The organism is Novosphingobium sp., from assembly GCF_031417815.1.
Lineage (GTDB): Bacteria > Pseudomonadota > Alphaproteobacteria > Sphingomonadales > Sphingomonadaceae > Novosphingobium.
Map to the genome: position 1 here is coordinate 22,366 of NZ_JANOWI010000016.1, position 17,832 is coordinate 40,197.

Sequence of the window (17,832 nt, forward strand, 5' to 3'; positions counted from 1 at the left end):
TTAACGACATGTCCGATGGTTGGCGTGACACACCGGGGTTCGCGCAGTTCAAGTCTCTTGCACTAGGGATTTGTTACCAGATCGCGAACCGGCTATTGCAACCCTCAACATGACTGATGAAATCTCCCGGGCCGCCCTGATCGATCGCCTGACGGGCAAGCAAAAGGAAGTCCTGGCGCTTGTCTCTGAAGGTCTGACGAGCAAGGAAATCGGCAGAAAACTGCGCATTTCAGAAAGTGCGGTGAACCAGCGGATCGAAACGATCCGGCAGCGCCTGGGCGGCCTGCCGCGCTCGCAGATCGCCCGCATCTACCGCCATCAGCATACCTTGCTGATCACCCTACCGACCAGTAATTCACTTACAGGTAAGCCAATCCAGCTTCAGCTGGGGGATGATGGCGGCCAACCCTCACATGCGGAGGGGGCCACCGTTCTCGAGGACCCCGGTTTCGAAGAGACCGATGGCGTGTTGCAACCCTCCACCTTTTCTTCATCGCTGGCTCATCCGCAAGGCCTGCTTCCCCGGCTCGCCCTGGTTGTTGCGATCGCTGTAGGCCTGGCGGCGCTGCTGGTGCTGCTGCTCGATGCTTCCGACAAGCTCGGCAGGCTCATGGGTTAGGCCAGGAGGACGCAATGATTTTCCCTTCCGGCGAACCGGTTCTACTCGGCTGGATCACGCTGCAGTGGCCCTCACCGCTCATGTTGGTCGCCCTGGCAGGTCTTTGGCTTGCCGGGCGCAGAGCCAGTGCGGTTTCGCGGGCGTTGTCGGTGGCCGTCGCCGCAATGGTGATGATCCACCTGTTCGCTTGGCTCGCATATGGCCCGCAAGACAGCCTTCATGCCGCCTGTTCGGCGATCGGGCTGATGTTCATCTTACCGATAAGTCTGCGCGCCCGTGAATTTTGGCCGCTGGTGGTCGCGGCGTGCGTGCTTGTGGCTTCATTGGCGCTGGTTGTAGCCGGACTTCAAGAACCGCCCGCAGCGCGTGCGGCGCGCCTGATTGCCGCCCTGGCCAACTTGATCATGATCGCGGCATTGTGGGGCGGCATCCTCGCCAGCCTTCTGCGCGTCAAATGGCGCGCCGCGGCAAGGCTAACGCGGCAGCCGGACGGATGAGCGCTTGGCGATTGTCGCGGGGGTCAAGCTGGAGTATGCCGATAATCAAGAAGGGTTTCCCATGACCAGCAAGGCTCCGGCAGAGCGATCATTACCCCAGCTCACCAGAAAACAGCGTGAAGTGCTGGCATTGGTTGCCGACAATCGCACCAGTAAGGAGATTGCCGGGCTACTTGGCATTTCCGAAAGTGCCGTAAATCAACGCATCGAAATAGTAAGGGCCAGGCTTGGCGGCCTGCCAAGAGGCGAATTGGCACGGCTTTACCGCCTGAATTTTTCTACAGATGCACCATCGAATGACCCGATATGGCAAAAAATTCACCTATCGGACTCCGCCGCGGGCGGCAATGGGGCGGTCGCGGAAAGCATTCAGGCCAGTCTCACCGGCGGGTCGCACAATTTCGGTGAAACTGGATTGGATGGGTCGCAGCTTTCCGCTGCTTTTTCTCCCAGCTTGCCAGCCTGGCTAAGCAGTGAAGAACGGCCGATGGCGATGGCGCGCGTGATGATCATGCTCGTCATCGTCCTGGCCGCGCTTGCTGTCGCCATTTTCGTCACCAAACTTCTTGGTCCTGGCGGCGCGGTGCAGCCATAATGGCCTTCGGGGCACTTGCCCCTTGCCGATGAATTGCTAGAGAGAAGCCCGCAAGGCCGTTTGGCCGCCAGCGATCAGGGACTTTCCATGGCGACTTTCACGCTTCCGGCAAACAGCAAGATCCACAACAACGGCACGCGCCACAGTGCGGCTGACGCGGGTCCGCGGGTCAAGACCTTCACGGTCTATCGCTACGATCCGGATTCGGGCCAAAACCCGCGCTACGATACGTTCGATATTGACCTCGACCAGTGCGGGCCGATGGTGCTTGATGCGCTGATCAAGATGAAGTCGGAAATGGACCCGACGCTGACCTTTCGCCGGTCTTGCCGCGAAGGCATCTGCGGTTCGTGCTCGATGAACATCAATGGCCGCAACGGCCTCGCCTGCACGACCGCGATCGAGGATCTTTCGGGCGATGTGCGGATCACCCCCCTGCCCCACATGGAAGTGATCAAGGATCTGGTTCCCGATTTCACGCATTTCTATGCCCAGTACAGTTCGATCCGGCCGTGGCTGCAGACCGTCACGCCGACCCCATCGGGCAAGGAACGCCTGCAAAGCCCGCAGCAGCGTGAAAAGCTGGACGGGCTTTACGAATGCATTCTGTGCGCCTGCTGTTCGACCAGCTGCCCGAGCTATTGGTGGAACAGCGACAAGTTCCTTGGCCCGGCAATCCTGTTGCAGGCTTATCGCTGGCTGGCCGACAGCCGCGATGAAATGACCGGCGAACGGCTCGACGAGCTGGAAGATCCCTTCCGCCTCTATCGCTGCCACACGATCATGAACTGCGCCAACGTCTGCCCCAAGGGCCTCAGCCCGGCCCGCGCGATCGCAGAAATCAAGAAGATGCAGGCGGAGCGTCACGTTTGAGCGACGATCGGGGATTCAGGAGTGAGCCCGATCCGGACAATCCCGGCTGGCAGACCTGGCAGCTCAACGATCTGTCACGCTTCAACAACTGGATGTTTCCCAAATTGCTGGTCCGCGCCGAAGGTGATCGCACGGCACGCCTGCGGATGTTCCCCGAACATCGCCACACCAACCTGGGCAACAATATCCATGGCGGCACGGTGCTGGCGCTGATCGATATCGGCCTGTTCGCTTGTTCGCGCATGCTGGGGATCATCGAGGCCGGAACCGCCGTCACGCTTGATCTTTCGATCCAGTTCATCGGTGCCGGCAAGCCAGACCAACCCTGCGATGCAGTGACCGAACTGCTGAAAGAGACGCGCCGGCTGGTGTTCCTGCGCGGGGTGGTTGAACAGGGTGAAGGCAACCTGATAGCGGCCTTTTCGGGTACGATCCGCAAACCCTCTGCACCCAGATGACCGGCCTGCTCGTCCGCTATCACCAGCTGGTCGAAAATGGCGAGCTGCGCCCCGATCCCGGACAACTGGCCGCAGCGCAGCGGCTAGGCAACCTGCAGCAGCAACTTGAGCGATACGAAGCTCCGGGCCTGCTTGGCCGCCTGCTTGGCCGCAAAGCCGCACGCCCGCGCGGGCTCTACCTGTGGGGCGGCGTCGGGCGTGGCAAATCGATGCTTATGGACCTGTTCCACCAGTGCCTGGCGATCCCCGAAAAACGCCGCACTCATTTTCACGCCTTCATGATCGAGGTTCATGCGCTGCTGCGCGAAGCAAGGCAGAGCGAAACCGGCGATCCGATCCCGCCGGTCGCCGCGAAAATCGCAACCAACCTGCGCGTGCTCGCTTTCGATGAAATGGTCGTCAACAATTCGGCCGATGCGATGATCATGAGCCGGCTGTTCACCGCGCTGATCCGCGATCATGGGCTGGTGGTGGTCACCACATCCAACCGCGCGCCCGGCGCGCTTTACAAGGACGGCCTCAACCGTGAGCATTTCCTGCCGTTCATTGCCCTGATCGAGCAGGATCTTGACGTCATGGCGCTCAATGGCCCGCACGATTACCGGCTTGAACGCCTTGCCGGGATCGATACCTGGCACACCCCGCTGGGCGACAGTGCCACAGCGCAAGTGCGCGAGGCCTTTTTCCGGCTAACCGATTTCCCCCCCGAAGACAGCGCAAACGTCCCCTCTGCCGATCTTGACCTTGGCGGCGGGCGCACCTTGCACGTGCCAAAAAGCCTCAAAGGTGTGGCGGTGTTCAGCTTCAGTAAGCTGTGCGGCGAGGCGCGCGGGGCGGCGGATTACCTGGCGGTGGCGCAGACCTACCACACGGTAATCGTGGTCGGCATCCCGGCGATGGGCCCGGACAACCGCAATGAAGCGGCGCGCTTCGTCACCTTGATCGACGCGCTGTATGAGAACAAGGTCAAGCTGTTCGCCACCGCCGCAGCGCAGCCTGAAGCGCTCTACCGTTCCGGCGACGGTGCCTTTGAATTCGAACGCACCGCATCGCGCCTTATGGAAATGCAGAGCGAGGACTATCTCGCCGCCGGCCACGGCGAAGCCTGAAGCCGGATCCTGCGCGGTGCGCGTCTGCTCACTCGGAAGTAGGGATAACGAATTGTTACCGATTAGGCTCTAATCGCCAAAGCATGCCGAAGGGACTGCTTTTGCCGGTAACCCGTACCTGCGCTCTGCGCAGGCGCAAAGGCGCAGCCTTTTCCTGCATTTGCCGAACTTTCCTGACTGGTTTGAGCCGGAACGGCGGCGCGGCATGATCTGGCCCTTTTCCCGCAAGGCGAAATCGAAGAAATCGGCCTCGGCGCTGCGCAGCGTGATGTGGGCGCTGATCATCGGTGCCTGCATCGGTGCGGTCAACGCTGGCCGTCCGCTTGAGGACATCTATCGCGGCAACCGCAACCTCGTCCGCGAACGGCCTGCCGATGGCAAGGTTGTCGTCGTCGGACTTGATGACCGTTCGATCAAACGGCTGGGGACGTATTACTATTCGCGCAGCACGGACGCCCGTCTGGTGGATGATCTGATTGCCCGTGGTGCAAAACGCGTTCTGTTCGATTTTACTTTTGAGCGGGGAATCGACAAGGAAGGTGATCTTGCATTTGCAGCGATGCTTGATCGTCATCCCGGCAAAGTGGTGCTTGGCGCGTTGCCAATCCGCGACCGAGTTACGAATGAAGACAAACCATCGCTGCCCTTGGCTTTGTTTCTGAGCCGAGCTGTCGTGGGGTCGATTCAGGCCAAGGTTGCACCCTTTGGACTATCGGAAGAGCTTTACTACAAAAGCCGTCATGGAAACGTTGTTGTCCGGTCACTTTCGGCAATTATTGCTGATCAGGACGGCGCTCTCAAATCGACCTATCGGCCCGATTGGGCAATCGATATCGATAGCATTCCCACTTACAGCATGATCGATGTGATAGACGGAGTGGTGCCGGCAAGTGCGTTTGCTGGCAAGGATGTGCTGATCGGCGACACTGCCTCCAGCAGTCAAGACATGGCGCATGTTTCCGGAAAAGGCTGGTTTCCCGGGGTCTACAATCATGCTGTTGGTGCGCAAACGCTGCGCGAACGTCGGCCAATAAGCATTGGCTGGCTGCCTGCCTATCTGGTTTCAGCTTCTCTCGTAATTTTGCTGCTGCTCGCCAGGAACAAGCGCCGGTCTGGCCTGATCTTGATCGCCGCGGTAGGCGCCGCCATTATTACGCCCTTTGTTCTCGATCACTTTCATATCATTGCCGAATTTCTGCCAGCCTATATCACTTTCGGACTGGCGGCTTATCGTCTGGCAAACCTTCGCGCTATCATCCAGGCCCGAAAACAGAACGCCGCCACTTTGCTGCCCAACCTTTCGGCCCTGCGCGAAGAGCCTTTGGTTGCAACAAGGCCGATTATCGCCATGCGCATCCGCAACTATGCTGCGGTCGGCGCCAGCTTTTCGGAATCGGTTGAAGATGAACTGATTACGGAAATTGTCCGGCGCCTGACCTTGCCGGGTGAAGCCGCCACCTTCTATCAGGCCGAGGATGTGCTGTATTGGCTTGGTCCGGCTTTGCCCCCGGCAGAACTCGCTGGCCACATCGCCGGGCTGGTCCGGCTTACGGAAAGCCTGTTCCTGATCCGGGGCCGCAAAGTCGATATCCATGTTGCCATCGGCGTCGACACCGATCTTGCCCGGCCCGTAGCGAACCGCATCGGCCGCGCGCTGCTGGCTGCCGATACGGCCGCATCAAGGCATCAGCCCTACATGTTCAACACCTCAGACAACGACGAGGAAAGCGCGTGGGAACTTTCGCTGATGAGCGAACTGGATGCCGCGATCGAAGGCGGCGACATCTGGATAGCCTATCAGCCGCAATTCGATCTGAAGGCCGACAGCATTATCGGCGCTGAAGCCCTGGTCCGCTGGCAGCATCCGACGCGCGGCGCCATCTCGCCCGAAGCGTTCATCCTTCCTGCCGAAGAGCACAACCGGATCGGCAAACTGACCTTCCACGTGCTGGAGCATGCAACCCGCGCCGCCGGGCCGATCCTTGCGCTTCATCCGGAATTCCGGCTGAGCGTCAATATTTCCGCTACGGTGATGGAACAGGCCAATCTGCCTGCCATGATCCTTCAAGTCCTCAGCCGGACTGGTTTCCCGACCCGGAACCTTACGCTTGAGGTCACCGAATCCGCGCCCTTCGCCGAGCATGCCACGGTTGCAACCAACCTGGCCGGGATTGACGCTCTGGGGATCGCCCTGTCGATCGATGATTACGGCACCGGCAATGCGACGCTTGAATACCTGCGTTCGGTACCCTGCCAGGAAATCAAGATCGATCGCCGCTTCGTGACCAGCCTGCTCCATGACAACGGCGATATGCTGCTGGTCGAATCGACCATCGAACTAGCACATGGCCTGGGCCGCCGCGTGATCGCCGAAGGGATCGAGGATCCCGAAACGCTGGAACTGCTCAGGGCGATCGGTTGCGACGTAGCGCAGGGATACTATCTGGCCAAGCCGATGCGGATCGAAGCGCTCGAATCCCTGCTTTCCGCCAGCCAGCGTATCAAGGCTGCCTGACCGCCGCTAAGCCGGGACATCGCAAAACGCAGCCTCTAGGCAGTGCGATTGGGATGAAGCTGCAACAACTTTCAAATTTTGCTGAATAGAGTCGCGCAGAAATGGCGGACCGGAGCAATCCGGTACCGTCGCTTGTCTTGACCTTGCTCTATCGACAAGGGCTCCAATCCGTCCCGCAAGGTTTGTTGTCAAAAAAATCTCTCAGAACCGATGGTTAATATGCACTGTGCAACCGTGGTTAAGAAAATCCTGTTGCCTAAAGTTAAGATTTGGTTATCGATGGCTCTGCAGTTATCGACTCAAGGCGAGTCGACCGCTCAGGAGGTTGCGATGGAAATCTTTGAATGGCTTGTGACTGGTCGTGGCGGCAGGAAGTAATTCCCACCGCAGACTGAGTTGAAAACGGCCTCGACGCAAGTCGGGGCCGTTTCTCTATCTAACTGACATCTCTTAGTTTTTTCAGCTCGCCAAGCGGCCGATGGCCTTATCCAGCATCAGCAGCTGCCACAGCACGCGGCCATGATCGGAATGGCCGGCAATATGCGCTTCGGCCAGGGCCGACAGCCGCTTCGAATCGAACCAACCGATTCGCGACAAAGCGGCGCTGGAACCGATCGCGCGGGCGCTTTCGGCCAGCGGACCACGAAACCACTGGCTGATCGGCATCACGAAGCCCTGTTTGGGCCGGTAAAGAATCTCATCGGGCAAGTAACGCTGCATCGTTTTCTTGAGCAGCCACTTTCCTTCGCCGCGGCGCAGCCGCAACGCTTCGGGCAAGGTCGCGGCAAATTCGATCAGGCGATGATCGAGCAGCGGCTCACGCGCTTCAAGGCTGACCGCCATGCTGGTACGGTCAACCTTGGTCAGAATGTCGCCGGGTAGCCAGAATTTGAGATCGGCGTACTGCGCCCGGTCAAGCCCGGACCTGCCCGGTGCCTGGCGCATCATCTCTTCGAACGGCTGTTCGGCCCGGTAATCCCCGCGCAGACGGATGAATTCGGGCGAATAGAGCGTATCACGCAGTTCCGGCGGGAGGATAGAGAGCGCGCGGGCATAGCCAGCCTCGCTGGTACCGGCGAGAGAGAGCAGCGTCGTTTTTGCGCGCAGCGGGCGCGGGGCCCAATCGGCCTTGGGATAGACCGCGCCAAGCCCGCCCAGCAGCGGCCCGCGCAGCGCCTGCGGCAGGAAACTGCGCGCGCGGTCTTCACCGAACTGGAATTTGTGGCGGCGATAGCCAGCAAAGGCTTCGTCCGCGCCGTCACCCGAAAGCGCCACGGTCACGCTTTCGCGCGCCAATTGGCAGACCCGCCAGGTCGGCAGTGCCGATGCATCGGCAAAAGGCTCATCGAACATCGCCGCCAGTTCATCGACATGTTCGAAATCATCGGGCGAAACCTGCCGGCCCCGGTGATCGGTGCCGAATTTGCGCGCAATCTGCTGTGCGTAGGCGCTTTCATCGAGCGCGCCGACATCGAAACCGATCGAACAGGTCTTGACCCGGTCCCCGCTCGCTTCGGCCATCAGCGCAACGACCGCCGAACTATCGACGCCGCCCGAAAGGAACGCACCCAGCGGCACGTCCGAAACCATCCGCGAGGTTACCGCCTGGCGCAGCAGGTGCAGCAGTTCCGCCTCAAGATCGGCCGTGCGCCCGGTGCGGCGCTCGGCAAAGCTGACATCCCAGTAGGGTTGCGGTGCGGGCAGCGGGTGATCGTGCGACAGCAGCAGCGTGTGTCCGGCCGGCAGCTTGTGCACGCCCGCCAGGAACGAGCGATGATCAGGAACGTAACCCCAGGTCAGGTAGTCCTCAACCGCGAGCGGATCGATATCGCGGCGCAGCAGCGGGTGGGCCAGCAGCCCCTTGAGCTCGGACGCAAACGCCAGGCTGCCATCGCTGAGCGGGGCATAGAACAGCGGCTTCACCCCCAACCGGTCCCGCGCCAGGAACAACTTGCGGCTGGGCACATCGTAAATCGCAAAGGCGAACATGCCGTGCAGGCGCGTTACGCAATCGGGGCCCCAACGCTGCCAGGTGGCCAGGATCACCTCGCTATCGCCATCGGTGTGAAACTGCGCGCCCTGCCCTTTCAGCTCGGCACGCAGTTCACGGAAATTGTATATCTCGCCGTTGAAGACCAGCATGGCCTGCCCATCGCTGGCGGCCATCGGCTGCGGCGATCCGGCGACATCGATGATCGACAGGCGCAAATGTCCCAGCCCGACGCCCGGTGCAGTCCACACCCCCTGCCCGTCCGGGCCGCGGTGCGGCATGGCCGCGATCATCCGCTCGATCCGCGCAGGATCAACCGGCTTGGGCGTGGTGAGATGATAAAGACCCGCGATTCCGCACATGCGAATAGGCGCTTAGCGCTGTTCGCCGATGCGGTCCATCCATGGTCCGGGATCGCCGATCGTGCGGGTGAAGGCCTGCAGCGCCGCCGTGGCACTGCGGCCAGGCCGGCTTTCCGCCGAAACGATCAGCATTGCCGTGGGCCGCGCCCGCAGCAGCAGGCGATCTTCGATGTTGGCGATCTTGAGCGCGATGTTGCTGCCGCTGGTGACCGAACCGGTGCGATACCAGGTCAGCGCGAACCGTTCGATCGATCCGCCCGACAGCAGCCGGTCAGAGCGGGCACCGCCGATCTCCGGACCCGCACTGGTCCAGGCCCAGGTGCTATTGGGTGTCAATGCCCCTTGCCCGAAGCCTCCGGCCTCGCGTCCTTCACCTTGCGCGGCGAACACGGCAAAAAAGACATCGACCTGATTGCCAGCAGCGTCCTCGTAGCGGCCCAGCAGCCGGTGCGCAGCGCCCGCGGCGCGCGGTTCCCAGGCGGCTTGCGGCTGATAGGCGACGCGTTTCCAGCCCGCCACATCGGGCAGGAAGATCTGCTGCGGCAGAGACGCTTCAAGCGCGTCGGCCGCCTTCGCCCAGCCCGCCCCGCCGATCACCAGCACGGCGGCAAGCGCAAGCGCCAGCGGCGCAGCGATTGCCTGGCGTTCAAGCCGGTCCAGCAGCGGCGCACTGCGCACGGCCTCGATATCGACCATCGGCTCACGCGGATCGCGGTCGAAATAGCGCCAGCCGATCGCCATGACCGCGGTAATCACCAGCGCGAAAAACACCCAGCCGTAGATCAGGTGATCGATCCCGCCGGCCGTTTCGGCGCCAACATACTGCGCCGCGAAAATCGTCCCCCAGGCCCGCACACCGTTGGCCAGGACCGGCACCACGATGCACAGCGCCAGAAAGGCGATCCGGCGGCGCCAGGTCTTGAAGCAGACATTGCCGACAAGCACCCCCAGCGCCACCATCGCGATCAGGAATTTGACCCCCGAGCAGGCCTCGGCCACTTCGAACAGCCCGGCCGGGGTATCAATGAACACGCCGTCGATTTGAGCCGGTATCGCGGTAAAATCGACCAGCGCGATGGTCATTTTCGCGGTTATGGTCTGCAAGGGCGGGATCAATTCGTCGCCAAAGGGAACCAGAAACGCCATGTAAGCGAACGGGAACAGCAACGCGGTGAACACGCGGGGCCCCAGCAGCAACAGGCCAGTGGCCGGCAGCATGGCGACCGCGCCGGTCTGGCGCACCAGATTGAAGCCCGCAAATGTGCCCAGCACCCACAGCAGCACGGCACCGGCCAGGGCAACAAGCCCCCAGCGCCATGGCTGCGGATCAAGCGTTGAGACCTGCGGCCAGCGCTGCCACGCCAGCCAGCCGATGATCGGGATAACCAGCAGGACGTGATTATAGGTCGACGAATTCCACCACTGATCAAACATCGCCAGCCAATCGCCGGCAAACGCAGCGATCAGGGTGAACCAGGTCAGCGCCAGTGCAGACAGCGCCTTGCGCCAGCTTTCGGGGACCGTCTCCCAGTGTGCCAGAGCAGGCAGTCTGATCGCGTCAAGCCGCATGACGCGCCGCTGCGGCGCCAAGGCCAAGCATGGCCGCAAGCGGAGCCAAGGTCGCGTCCCAACTGAGCCCCTCGACCACGAAACGCCGTGCGTTCTGGCCCAATTGCGCGGCAAAGCCCGGGTCTGAAAGCAGGTCGATTGTGCGATCTGCAAGCGCAGCATCGCTTTCGCCGACCGCATAGGTTGCCCCATCACTTCCGCCAATCCCGGTTGCCGCAGCCGGGGTGAGCACCACTGGAAGCGCCATCGACATGGCTTCAAGCACCTTGTTCTGCACCCCGCGGGCAATCGTCAGCGGCACCAGCGCCAGATCGGCGGCAACGAGCCATTCACGGATATCCGCGACCGCGCCCCACACATTGACGCCATTCTTGCCGTGCAGTGCACGAAGGTCAGCCGGCGGGTTGCGCCCGGCGATATGCAGCGTCGCTTGGGGAAGCTGCGCGCGGATGGCCGGCAGGATCTGCTGCGCGGCGCGCAGGGCAGCCGCAACATTGGGGGGATAGTCCATCTGTCCGGCAAAGATCAGCCGCGGGCCTGGGCATTGCAGCATCGCAGGTGCCGGGGTGCAGGCGGCCGGATCGAACAGCGCGCTGTCGATCCCGTTGCGCAAGGCACGTACATCGCAGGTCGCCTGCAGCGCCGGATCAAGCCGTGCGCGGAACAGCGCCGCTTCCTCGTTAGAAACCAGCAGGCTGACCTGGCTGCGCGCGGCCAGCCGGGCTTCCTCGGCCGCGAGCAGCCACCCTTCGCGTGCATCGATCCAGCGGCGCGGGCCCTTACCGGTTTCGGCATAGGCTTCGAACTTGGCCGAATCGACATCGACGAAATCGAACAGCACCCGGCCGGCAAAGGTGCCCGGGATGTACTGCCCCATCTGACCCGAAAAGGCGTAGATCGTGTCAACCCGGCCGCTTGCCAGCACAGCGCGGACATAGGCCGAAAGCTGCGGTGACTGGAACGCCGTGAGGCTGACCGGCTTGCCGCTCGCCACCGCCTTGATCCCGGCGCGCCACAGCGGCTTGGTGCGCTGGACCAGGCAGTGGCTGGCACATAGCGCGGCCAGTTCGCTTTCGGCGGCCATGTCGGCAAGGTCATCGGCGAAAGTAGCCACATGCACCGGCGCGAGCGCCGCAAGGTGGCGCAATATGTGGTGCGAACGGATCTTGTCACCGCGATTGGGCGGAAACGGGATCCGGTGCGACAGGAACAGGATCTCGCCGCTCATCCCAGCCCCCGCGCGATGTGCGGGCCGATCAGATTGGCGATAGGCAGTGGCAAGCGCTTCCACAGCGCGATGCGGGCGGCGTGGCGTTGGCTGGTGGGATCGGCATCGCGGGCTTCTGCGCCCGGCGCAGTCCACACTGCGTAAGACAGCGGTTCCGGTTCGAACCCCCAGTTGCGCTTGAAGTGGTAAGCGCCGCTGTCGGTTTTCGAGCGGCCGAAATCGAACCGCTCGCAGCCGCGCCGGCGGGCGTGGAGCATCAGTTCGTAGTACATCCGGTCATTCGCGCGCAGCCGCCGCGCATCCCAGGTGCCGCCGCCCCAATAGGGCATCACCGCGCCCTTGTGATACAACGACAACACGGCGGAGACCGGCGCATCGCCGCTCCAGACCACAAGAATATCAGCCTCGTCGCCGAAAGTGTTCAGAACCGCATCAAACAGGCTGCGCGGAAATACCGGCGTGCCCAGATTGCGGACAGATTCGGCATAGACCGCATAGTGCGCGGCGCGGTGGCGGGCATCGCTGCCGGTCGTGACTGTCAGTTCCCCGGCAAGCCCCTTGCGCACTTCGGCACGCTGTTTGCGCGGGATCGTGTTCAACTGGGCTTCGTCGTCAGCCGCTAGCGGCAAGACAAACCCGCAGTGCGAATTGCGCTTGATCGACCAGCCCTCGCGCGCCTTGGGCAGCACACCACCACGCAGTTCGGTAGATGGAACCGAGCGGCGCAGGCACAGCTCTTCCAGCGCGGCAAACAGGTATTTGGCCTTGCCCGGCTGATCGACCAGCATCCCACCGCCGACGCCGAACCCGGTTGAGGCCATCACCCGGCCGAACAGCGGCGAATGAATTTCGATCAACGGAAGGTATCCGGCAAGTTCACCGCCGCTTTCCAGCGTCAGCGCCAGCGCGCGGTTGCCGGTGCCGGCCGCAGCGCCCAACAGCCACGCCGGGCGGTGAAAGGCATCGCCTTCGCCGTGCTGCGCAACATAGGCTTCGATCCGCCGGACCTCGCCCGGATCGGCAAGGTTGGCGAGGCTGATCTGGTTGCTGGCAGACCGGAACGGCGCGTTCATGCTGCCAGATCCACCGCCAGGCCGCGCTCGCGATGGGCCAGCAGATCCATCCGCCCCCAAGCGAAATCGCGGACCAACTGCTCCAGTTTTTGCGCCATCACATCAAGGTTGGTGTAATGCCGCACCCGGCTGCGCATCGATGCGCCGGTGACGCGCGGCTGCTGCGGATCAATTTCCCACGGGTGAAAATAGAACACCGCCGGACGCTTGTCCTGACGGTTGACCTGGCGGATCGCCCAGCGTGAAAAGCCATAGGGCAGCACCCGGAAAAACCCGCCACCGCCCGCCGCCAGTCGCCGCCCGGCAAAATGCGCGGTGGTGACGGGGATCTCGATCAGATCGGCCCAGGGCAGCGGTTTGAAGGCAAAGCGCGGGGCATCGCGCCAGCCATAGTGATCGTGTTTGATCGGCGCGACCGAGGAGGAGTATTCAAAGCCTTGTTCGGCCAGCTCCATATAGGCCCACGGCGTGCGCTGATCGATCGAGAAGCTGGGCGCACGGTAGCCGGTGATCCGCACCCCGCCGGCATCTTCCAGCGCCTTGCGGCTACGTTCAAGATCGGCCGCAAAGCTTGGCCGGTCAAACCGGAAGACGCGTTCGTGGTCCCAGCCGTGGCTGGCCAGTTCGTGTCCGGCATCGACAATCCGGCGCAGCAGCGGTCCATGGCGCTGCGCCACCCAGCCCAGCGTGAAGAAGGTGGCCTTCACTTCGGCGCGGGCGAACATTTCAAGGATCGCGTCGCAATTGGCCTCGACCCGGCTACCGAGCGAATCCCAGTTTTCGCGGTCGATCACGCCTTCGAAAGCGCCGACCTGAAACCAGTCCTCGACATCGACCGAAAGACCATTGACCACCGTATCGGACATAATGCCCCTTCGATCCTCCGCTTGCTCAGGCCGCCACGCGGCTGGCGTCGTCGGCTTCGATCCACTCGATCAGCATGGTCAGCGTGTGGCGGATCGTGCGTTCCTGTTCGAGCATCTTGGCTTCGAAACTGGCGAGTTTGGCCTCGATCGCGGCCAGCGCCGAAGCCTGGGCCGGATCGGCCATCGCGGCAGGCACAGCTTCCTGTTCGTTGGCCAGTTCAAGCACCGCCTGCTGCAGTTCGGAAATCTGCGCGTCGCGCTCGGCCAGCATAGCCTGCAGCTGCGCCATCGCCACCGCATCAACCGGGATCGGCTGGTGCGCGGGGCTCGACAGCATCTGCTGTTCGGCCGGCAGCTCTGCTTTGGCCGGCTTGTTCAGCGGCATGGTGCCGTCCAGTTCCAGCTCTTCCAGAACCTGGCTGAGCATCGCGCCATCAATCCGGTTACGCTGATCGACCGCGCCCAGCATCATCAGCCGGTTGCAGATCTGGTTGATTCGGCGCGGCACACCGCCCGAAGCGGCGAACAGTTCGGTATAGACGCGCTGATCGAATTTGGGATTGCCCGTCCAGCCGACGCATTTGAGGCGGTGCTCAATGTAGGCCTGGACTTCGCCCAGCTCCATCGCATCAAGGTGATGCGCCGCGATCACGCGCTGGCGCAGCTGTTCAAGTTGCGGGTGATCCTGGATCAGATCGCGGAATTCGGGCTGCCCCAGCAGCAGCGTCTGCAGCAGCGGATGCGAGCCAAGCTGGAAGTTGGAGAGCATGCGCAGCTCTTCCAGCGCTTCAAGGCTGAGGTTCTGCGATTCGTCCACCACCAGCAGGCAGCGGCGTCCCGCGCGGGCCTCATCGTGAAGGAACGCTTCGATCGCGCCCAGCGCACTGGCTTTGTCGTGCCCGTCGACGATCAGGCCGAATGCCTGCGCCACCACGTGGACCAGTTCTTCGCCGTCAAGCTTGCTGGTAACGATCTGCGCCGCGGTCAGCCGCGCCGGATCGATTGTCGCCATCAAGTGCGCAACCAGCGTGGATTTGCCCGCGCCAACCTCACCCGTGATGACCACGAAGCCTTCGCCCTGGGCCAGGCCATAGGACAGGTAGGACAGCGCCTTGCGGTGCGTCAGGCTCTCGAAATAGAACGCAGGATCCGGCGTAAGCTGGAACGGCCGCCCGGTGAGCCCGTAGAAGTCGTTGAACATCACTCTATACCCCCAAATTCAGGCTCAGAACGAAAGCCGCAGGCCGACCAGCGCCGAGGCCGACCAGAAATCCTGCAACAGTTCGCTTTCGACCCCATTGATCCCGACCGCAGCATTGGCGGTGAGGTTGGGGGTCAGTGAGCGATAATAGGCTGCGGTTGCCCCATACGACGCGGTGTTGCCAGCCAACACGTCTCCGCTTTGGTACCAACTGGCCCAGACATTGGTGCCGAAGCTCGAATTCTGGTCGATCCGGCCGTTGAGATAGGCGGCAACCCAGTAGTTCTCGTCGGTCACGCCATTGGCAGCGGCCAGGATAGTCCCGGGCGCGGCGATGAACTTGCGGCGTTCATATCCGCCCGCCACCCCGTAACCCAGCGCACCCCCGCCCAAAGCCAGGCTGGCCATCACCCCGCGGCCGCGGAACGTCGACGAACCGATCGAAGCGAGCGCGCCGTTGAGGCAGTTTGCCCCGCCCTGGCTGACCGATCCCTGTGCCGAAACGCACGTGCCAAGCCCGCCGGTGAGCGGATTGCGCACGCCTTCGAACTGCGTTGGCAAATCGGCCAAGGTGTTGTTCATAAGTCCGCCAAAACCCGTGATATTATCGTAGACCGAAACGTTGAATGCGGTCCGCGTGTTGGGGGCATAGGCAAAGCTGCCGAAATAGGTGGTCGAACCATAGCGGCGGCCGACATGGGCTTCCAGTGCGGTGCGCTTGCTGGGCCGCCACATCACTCCGGCATCCCAGATCAGGCCATCGGTTTCGAAGGCGATCTGGCGCGGCTGGGTGGTATCGGTGACATAGCGTCCATCGCTGCCGATCACCGGCAGTCCGGTGAGCGTGTCGATCAGCGCATCACGGTGCGAAACCTTGACGTCCTCGTAACCGACCCCGCCAACCAGCGCGAGGTCCGGGCCAAGCGGAAGCGTGGCATCGGCGCGGACATGCCGGTCATCGATACGCTGATCGAGATTGGACACATCTTCGCGGTTCCAGCCCGCCCCGACGCCAAGGCCGACCGGCAGGACCACACCGGCGCGCGTGCCAAAGTGGATCATCGCGTTGTGCACGGTGCCCTCGTCGTAAACGTCGAGCGCGGCCTGGCCCGGCGCCAGCGGCACGGTGAGCGGCGCTGAAACCTTGTTGTAGCCGAAACGGTAGTGCCCTTCGATTTCGACATCGCCGCCGCGGGCGCGGATCGAGGGGCCGATGTAGGCCGACCAGATCTGCGTCGCATTGGGACTGAACGCCGAGCCCGAGACGGTCGAGCCGTTGTTCTGCACGCCGACGCGCGCGGCCATGGCCCCGCCTTCAAGGTAAAGCGTGCCCGGCACTACACCCACGCTGGCACGGGCAATCCCGGTTACCGCGTCGCTGTCCTCGGCATTGCTGCCCCAGCCAAAGCGGCGTTCATAGCGCACGGCCAGACCGGCTTCGGCGTTGCGGTTCCTGATCGAGGCATCGGCGCCCACCGCCACGCTTGACCAGGTCAGGGTTTCGTTGCCCGGGCTGAGCTCGGTGGTGACCACCTGCTGGAATTCGATATAGGGCGTCACCGAAACCTTGCGGGTGTGGACCCCGGGCATGACGTTTCCATCAGCCGAATCGTCTTCACCGGCTTCGGCATCATCGCCGCCTATATCTTCGCCGCCGCCAGCGCTGGGTGCAGCAACATCGCCGTAAGGCAAGGACTGGGCATGGGCCACGCCGGGCACGGCAATCGCCAGCCCCGCTGCCAGCGATATCAGCCGCGTAATGAGGTCGGACTTCATGGTCACCCTCCGTAGCCGTAGTACGAGCCAAAGCGGCGACCGCTCGGGCTGAAGTGCACGGCATTCAAAAGCAGTTGGATATTGGGACAGGCTGAAAGCAGCGAGATCGCATCTTCCAGCGCGCCTTGCCCGGTCTTGTCGGCCCGGGCCACGACCACCGCCTGGCCAACGTATTTGGCCAGTTCTGCCGCAGGCGAAGCCGCCAGCGCCGGTGGGGAATCAAATATTACGAAGCGATTGGGCGCGCCTTCGACCAACCGGTCGAGCACGTCCTTGGTCCGCGATGAAGACAGGTATTCGCTGTCTGACGCGGTGGCATTGCCCGCCGGCATCACCCACAGCCCCGGAACATCGGTGCCAATCACGCAGCTGACGGGATCGAGGTCCGGGTCAACCAGCGCATCCATCAGCCCCGGCCCGCCCGGCAGACCAAGCATCGAAAGCACCGAGGGCTTGGCAAAGTCAGCATCGACCAGCAGCACTTCGGTTTCCTTTTCGGCCGCAATTGCCAGTGCCAGATTGACCGAGGTGAAGCTTTTCCCTTCACCGGGATGCGGGCTGCACACAAGCACGCGCTGGGCCGGTGCGCCCATGCCCTGCTGGCTGAGCTGATCGGCATTGAACAGCAGCTGGCGCTTCACGATGCGGAATTCCTCGAGCACCGCGGTGACCGCGCTTTCGGGAACGATCAGCCCCTGATCGCGCAAGTGGTTGCGGTTGACCGGGTGACGCGCGCCGCTGAATTCGACCTTGCATACAGCAGGAACCGGGGCCTTCGCGGCCCTGGCCGGAACCGGCGCCGCCTGTGGTGCAGCCACAACGTCGATGACTTCACACACCACAACTTCGGGTGCGGAAGACTCGATCGGTTTGGTTGCAACAGCGGGCTCTTCCGCTTCGACTGCCTGCGCTTCATCCACGACTTCGTCGGCACGGCGATAGCGGCGGTGCCTGGCCTTCGGCGGCATCAGATTGTCGGGGATCGGCGGCGGGGCCAGCTGGACCAGATCGTAATTGCGCACAACGCGCTCGATCAAGGTCGCGCCAGGCTTCCTGGCCGGTTCCGCGTCAGGCAAGGGGATCTTGGTCTGTTCGGTCATC

15 protein-coding genes are annotated in these 17,832 nt (G+C 62.6%); 7 read left to right on the forward strand and 8 right to left on the reverse strand.

Annotation, left to right across the window (positions count from 1 at the left end; translation table 11 throughout):
- Positions 1-109 precede the first annotated feature (109 nt).
- The 7 genes from RMN99_RS03890 to RMN99_RS03920 all read left to right on the forward strand — a co-directional run bounded on the left by RMN99_RS03890 (position 110) and on the right by RMN99_RS03920 (position 6,666).
- Positions 110-619, forward strand: coding sequence for a helix-turn-helix transcriptional regulator (locus RMN99_RS03890; protein ID WP_309621980.1), 510 nt, complete (start codon positions 110-112; stop codon positions 617-619).
- A gap of 14 nt (positions 620-633) precedes the next feature.
- Positions 634-1,116: a hypothetical protein gene (locus RMN99_RS03895; RefSeq protein ID WP_309621981.1), complete on the forward strand. Its 483-nt coding sequence runs from the start codon at positions 634-636 to the stop codon at positions 1,114-1,116.
- Between the two features lie 4 nt (positions 1,117-1,120).
- Positions 1,121-1,711 (forward strand): helix-turn-helix transcriptional regulator, encoded by a 591-nt coding sequence (locus tag RMN99_RS03900; protein WP_309621982.1) that lies wholly within the window; start codon positions 1,121-1,123, stop codon positions 1,709-1,711.
- 87 nt (positions 1,712-1,798) lie between these two features.
- Positions 1,799-2,584: a succinate dehydrogenase iron-sulfur subunit gene (locus RMN99_RS03905; RefSeq protein ID WP_309621983.1), complete on the forward strand. Its 786-nt coding sequence runs from the start codon at positions 1,799-1,801 to the stop codon at positions 2,582-2,584.
- Positions 2,581-3,042 (forward strand): PaaI family thioesterase, encoded by a 462-nt coding sequence (locus tag RMN99_RS03910; RefSeq protein ID WP_309621984.1) that lies wholly within the window; start codon positions 2,581-2,583, stop codon positions 3,040-3,042. The genes RMN99_RS03905 and RMN99_RS03910 overlap by 4 nt, the downstream gene beginning before the upstream one ends.
- On the forward strand, positions 3,039-4,151 hold the full coding sequence (zapE, locus tag RMN99_RS03915) for a cell division protein ZapE (RefSeq protein ID WP_309621985.1): 1,113 nt from the start codon (positions 3,039-3,041) through the stop codon (positions 4,149-4,151). Before RMN99_RS03910 ends, zapE begins: the two co-directional genes overlap by 4 nt.
- Positions 4,152-4,356: 205 nt before the next feature.
- On the forward strand, positions 4,357-6,666 hold the full coding sequence (locus RMN99_RS03920; protein WP_309621986.1) for an EAL domain-containing protein: 2,310 nt from the start codon (positions 4,357-4,359) through the stop codon (positions 6,664-6,666).
- Positions 6,667-7,125: 459 nt separating this feature from the next.
- Here the strand turns inward: RMN99_RS03920 and RMN99_RS03925 are convergent, their stop codons facing one another.
- The 8 genes from RMN99_RS03925 to RMN99_RS03960 are packed head-to-tail and all read right to left on the reverse strand — an operon-like array spanning position 7,126 to position 17,831.
- A complete protein-coding gene (locus tag RMN99_RS03925; RefSeq protein ID WP_309621987.1) occupies positions 7,126-9,018 on the reverse strand; it encodes an XrtA/PEP-CTERM system amidotransferase in 1,893 nt (630 codons plus the stop codon).
- 12 nt (positions 9,019-9,030) lie between these two features.
- Entirely contained in the window at positions 9,031-10,587 is a 1,557-nt protein-coding gene (xrtA, locus tag RMN99_RS03930) for an exosortase A (protein WP_309621988.1), read from the reverse strand.
- Positions 10,577-11,815, reverse strand: coding sequence for a TIGR03087 family PEP-CTERM/XrtA system glycosyltransferase (locus RMN99_RS03935; protein WP_309621989.1), 1,239 nt, complete (start codon positions 11,813-11,815; stop codon positions 10,577-10,579). The genes xrtA and RMN99_RS03935 overlap by 11 nt, the downstream gene beginning before the upstream one ends.
- On the reverse strand, positions 11,812-12,888 hold the full coding sequence (locus RMN99_RS03940) for a FemAB family XrtA/PEP-CTERM system-associated protein (protein ID WP_309621990.1): 1,077 nt from the start codon (positions 12,886-12,888) through the stop codon (positions 11,812-11,814). The genes RMN99_RS03935 and RMN99_RS03940 overlap by 4 nt, the downstream gene beginning before the upstream one ends.
- Complete coding sequence (locus RMN99_RS03945) at positions 12,885-13,754, reverse strand: XrtA system polysaccharide deacetylase (protein ID WP_309621991.1); 870 nt, start codon at positions 13,752-13,754, stop codon at positions 12,885-12,887. The genes RMN99_RS03940 and RMN99_RS03945 overlap by 4 nt, the downstream gene beginning before the upstream one ends.
- Positions 13,755-13,779: 25 nt before the next feature.
- Positions 13,780-14,955, reverse strand: a complete 1,176-nt coding sequence (locus RMN99_RS03950) for an XrtA/PEP-CTERM system-associated ATPase (RefSeq protein ID WP_309622008.1) — start codon at positions 14,953-14,955, stop codon at positions 13,780-13,782.
- A 24-nt stretch (positions 14,956-14,979) separates the two neighbouring features.
- Complete coding sequence (locus tag RMN99_RS03955) at positions 14,980-16,731, reverse strand: preprotein translocase subunit YajC (protein WP_309621992.1); 1,752 nt, start codon at positions 16,729-16,731, stop codon at positions 14,980-14,982.
- A 2-nt stretch (positions 16,732-16,733) separates the two neighbouring features.
- Complete coding sequence (locus tag RMN99_RS03960; RefSeq protein WP_309621993.1) at positions 16,734-17,831, reverse strand: P-loop NTPase; 1,098 nt, start codon at positions 17,829-17,831, stop codon at positions 16,734-16,736.
- Position 17,832 lies beyond the last annotated feature (1 nt).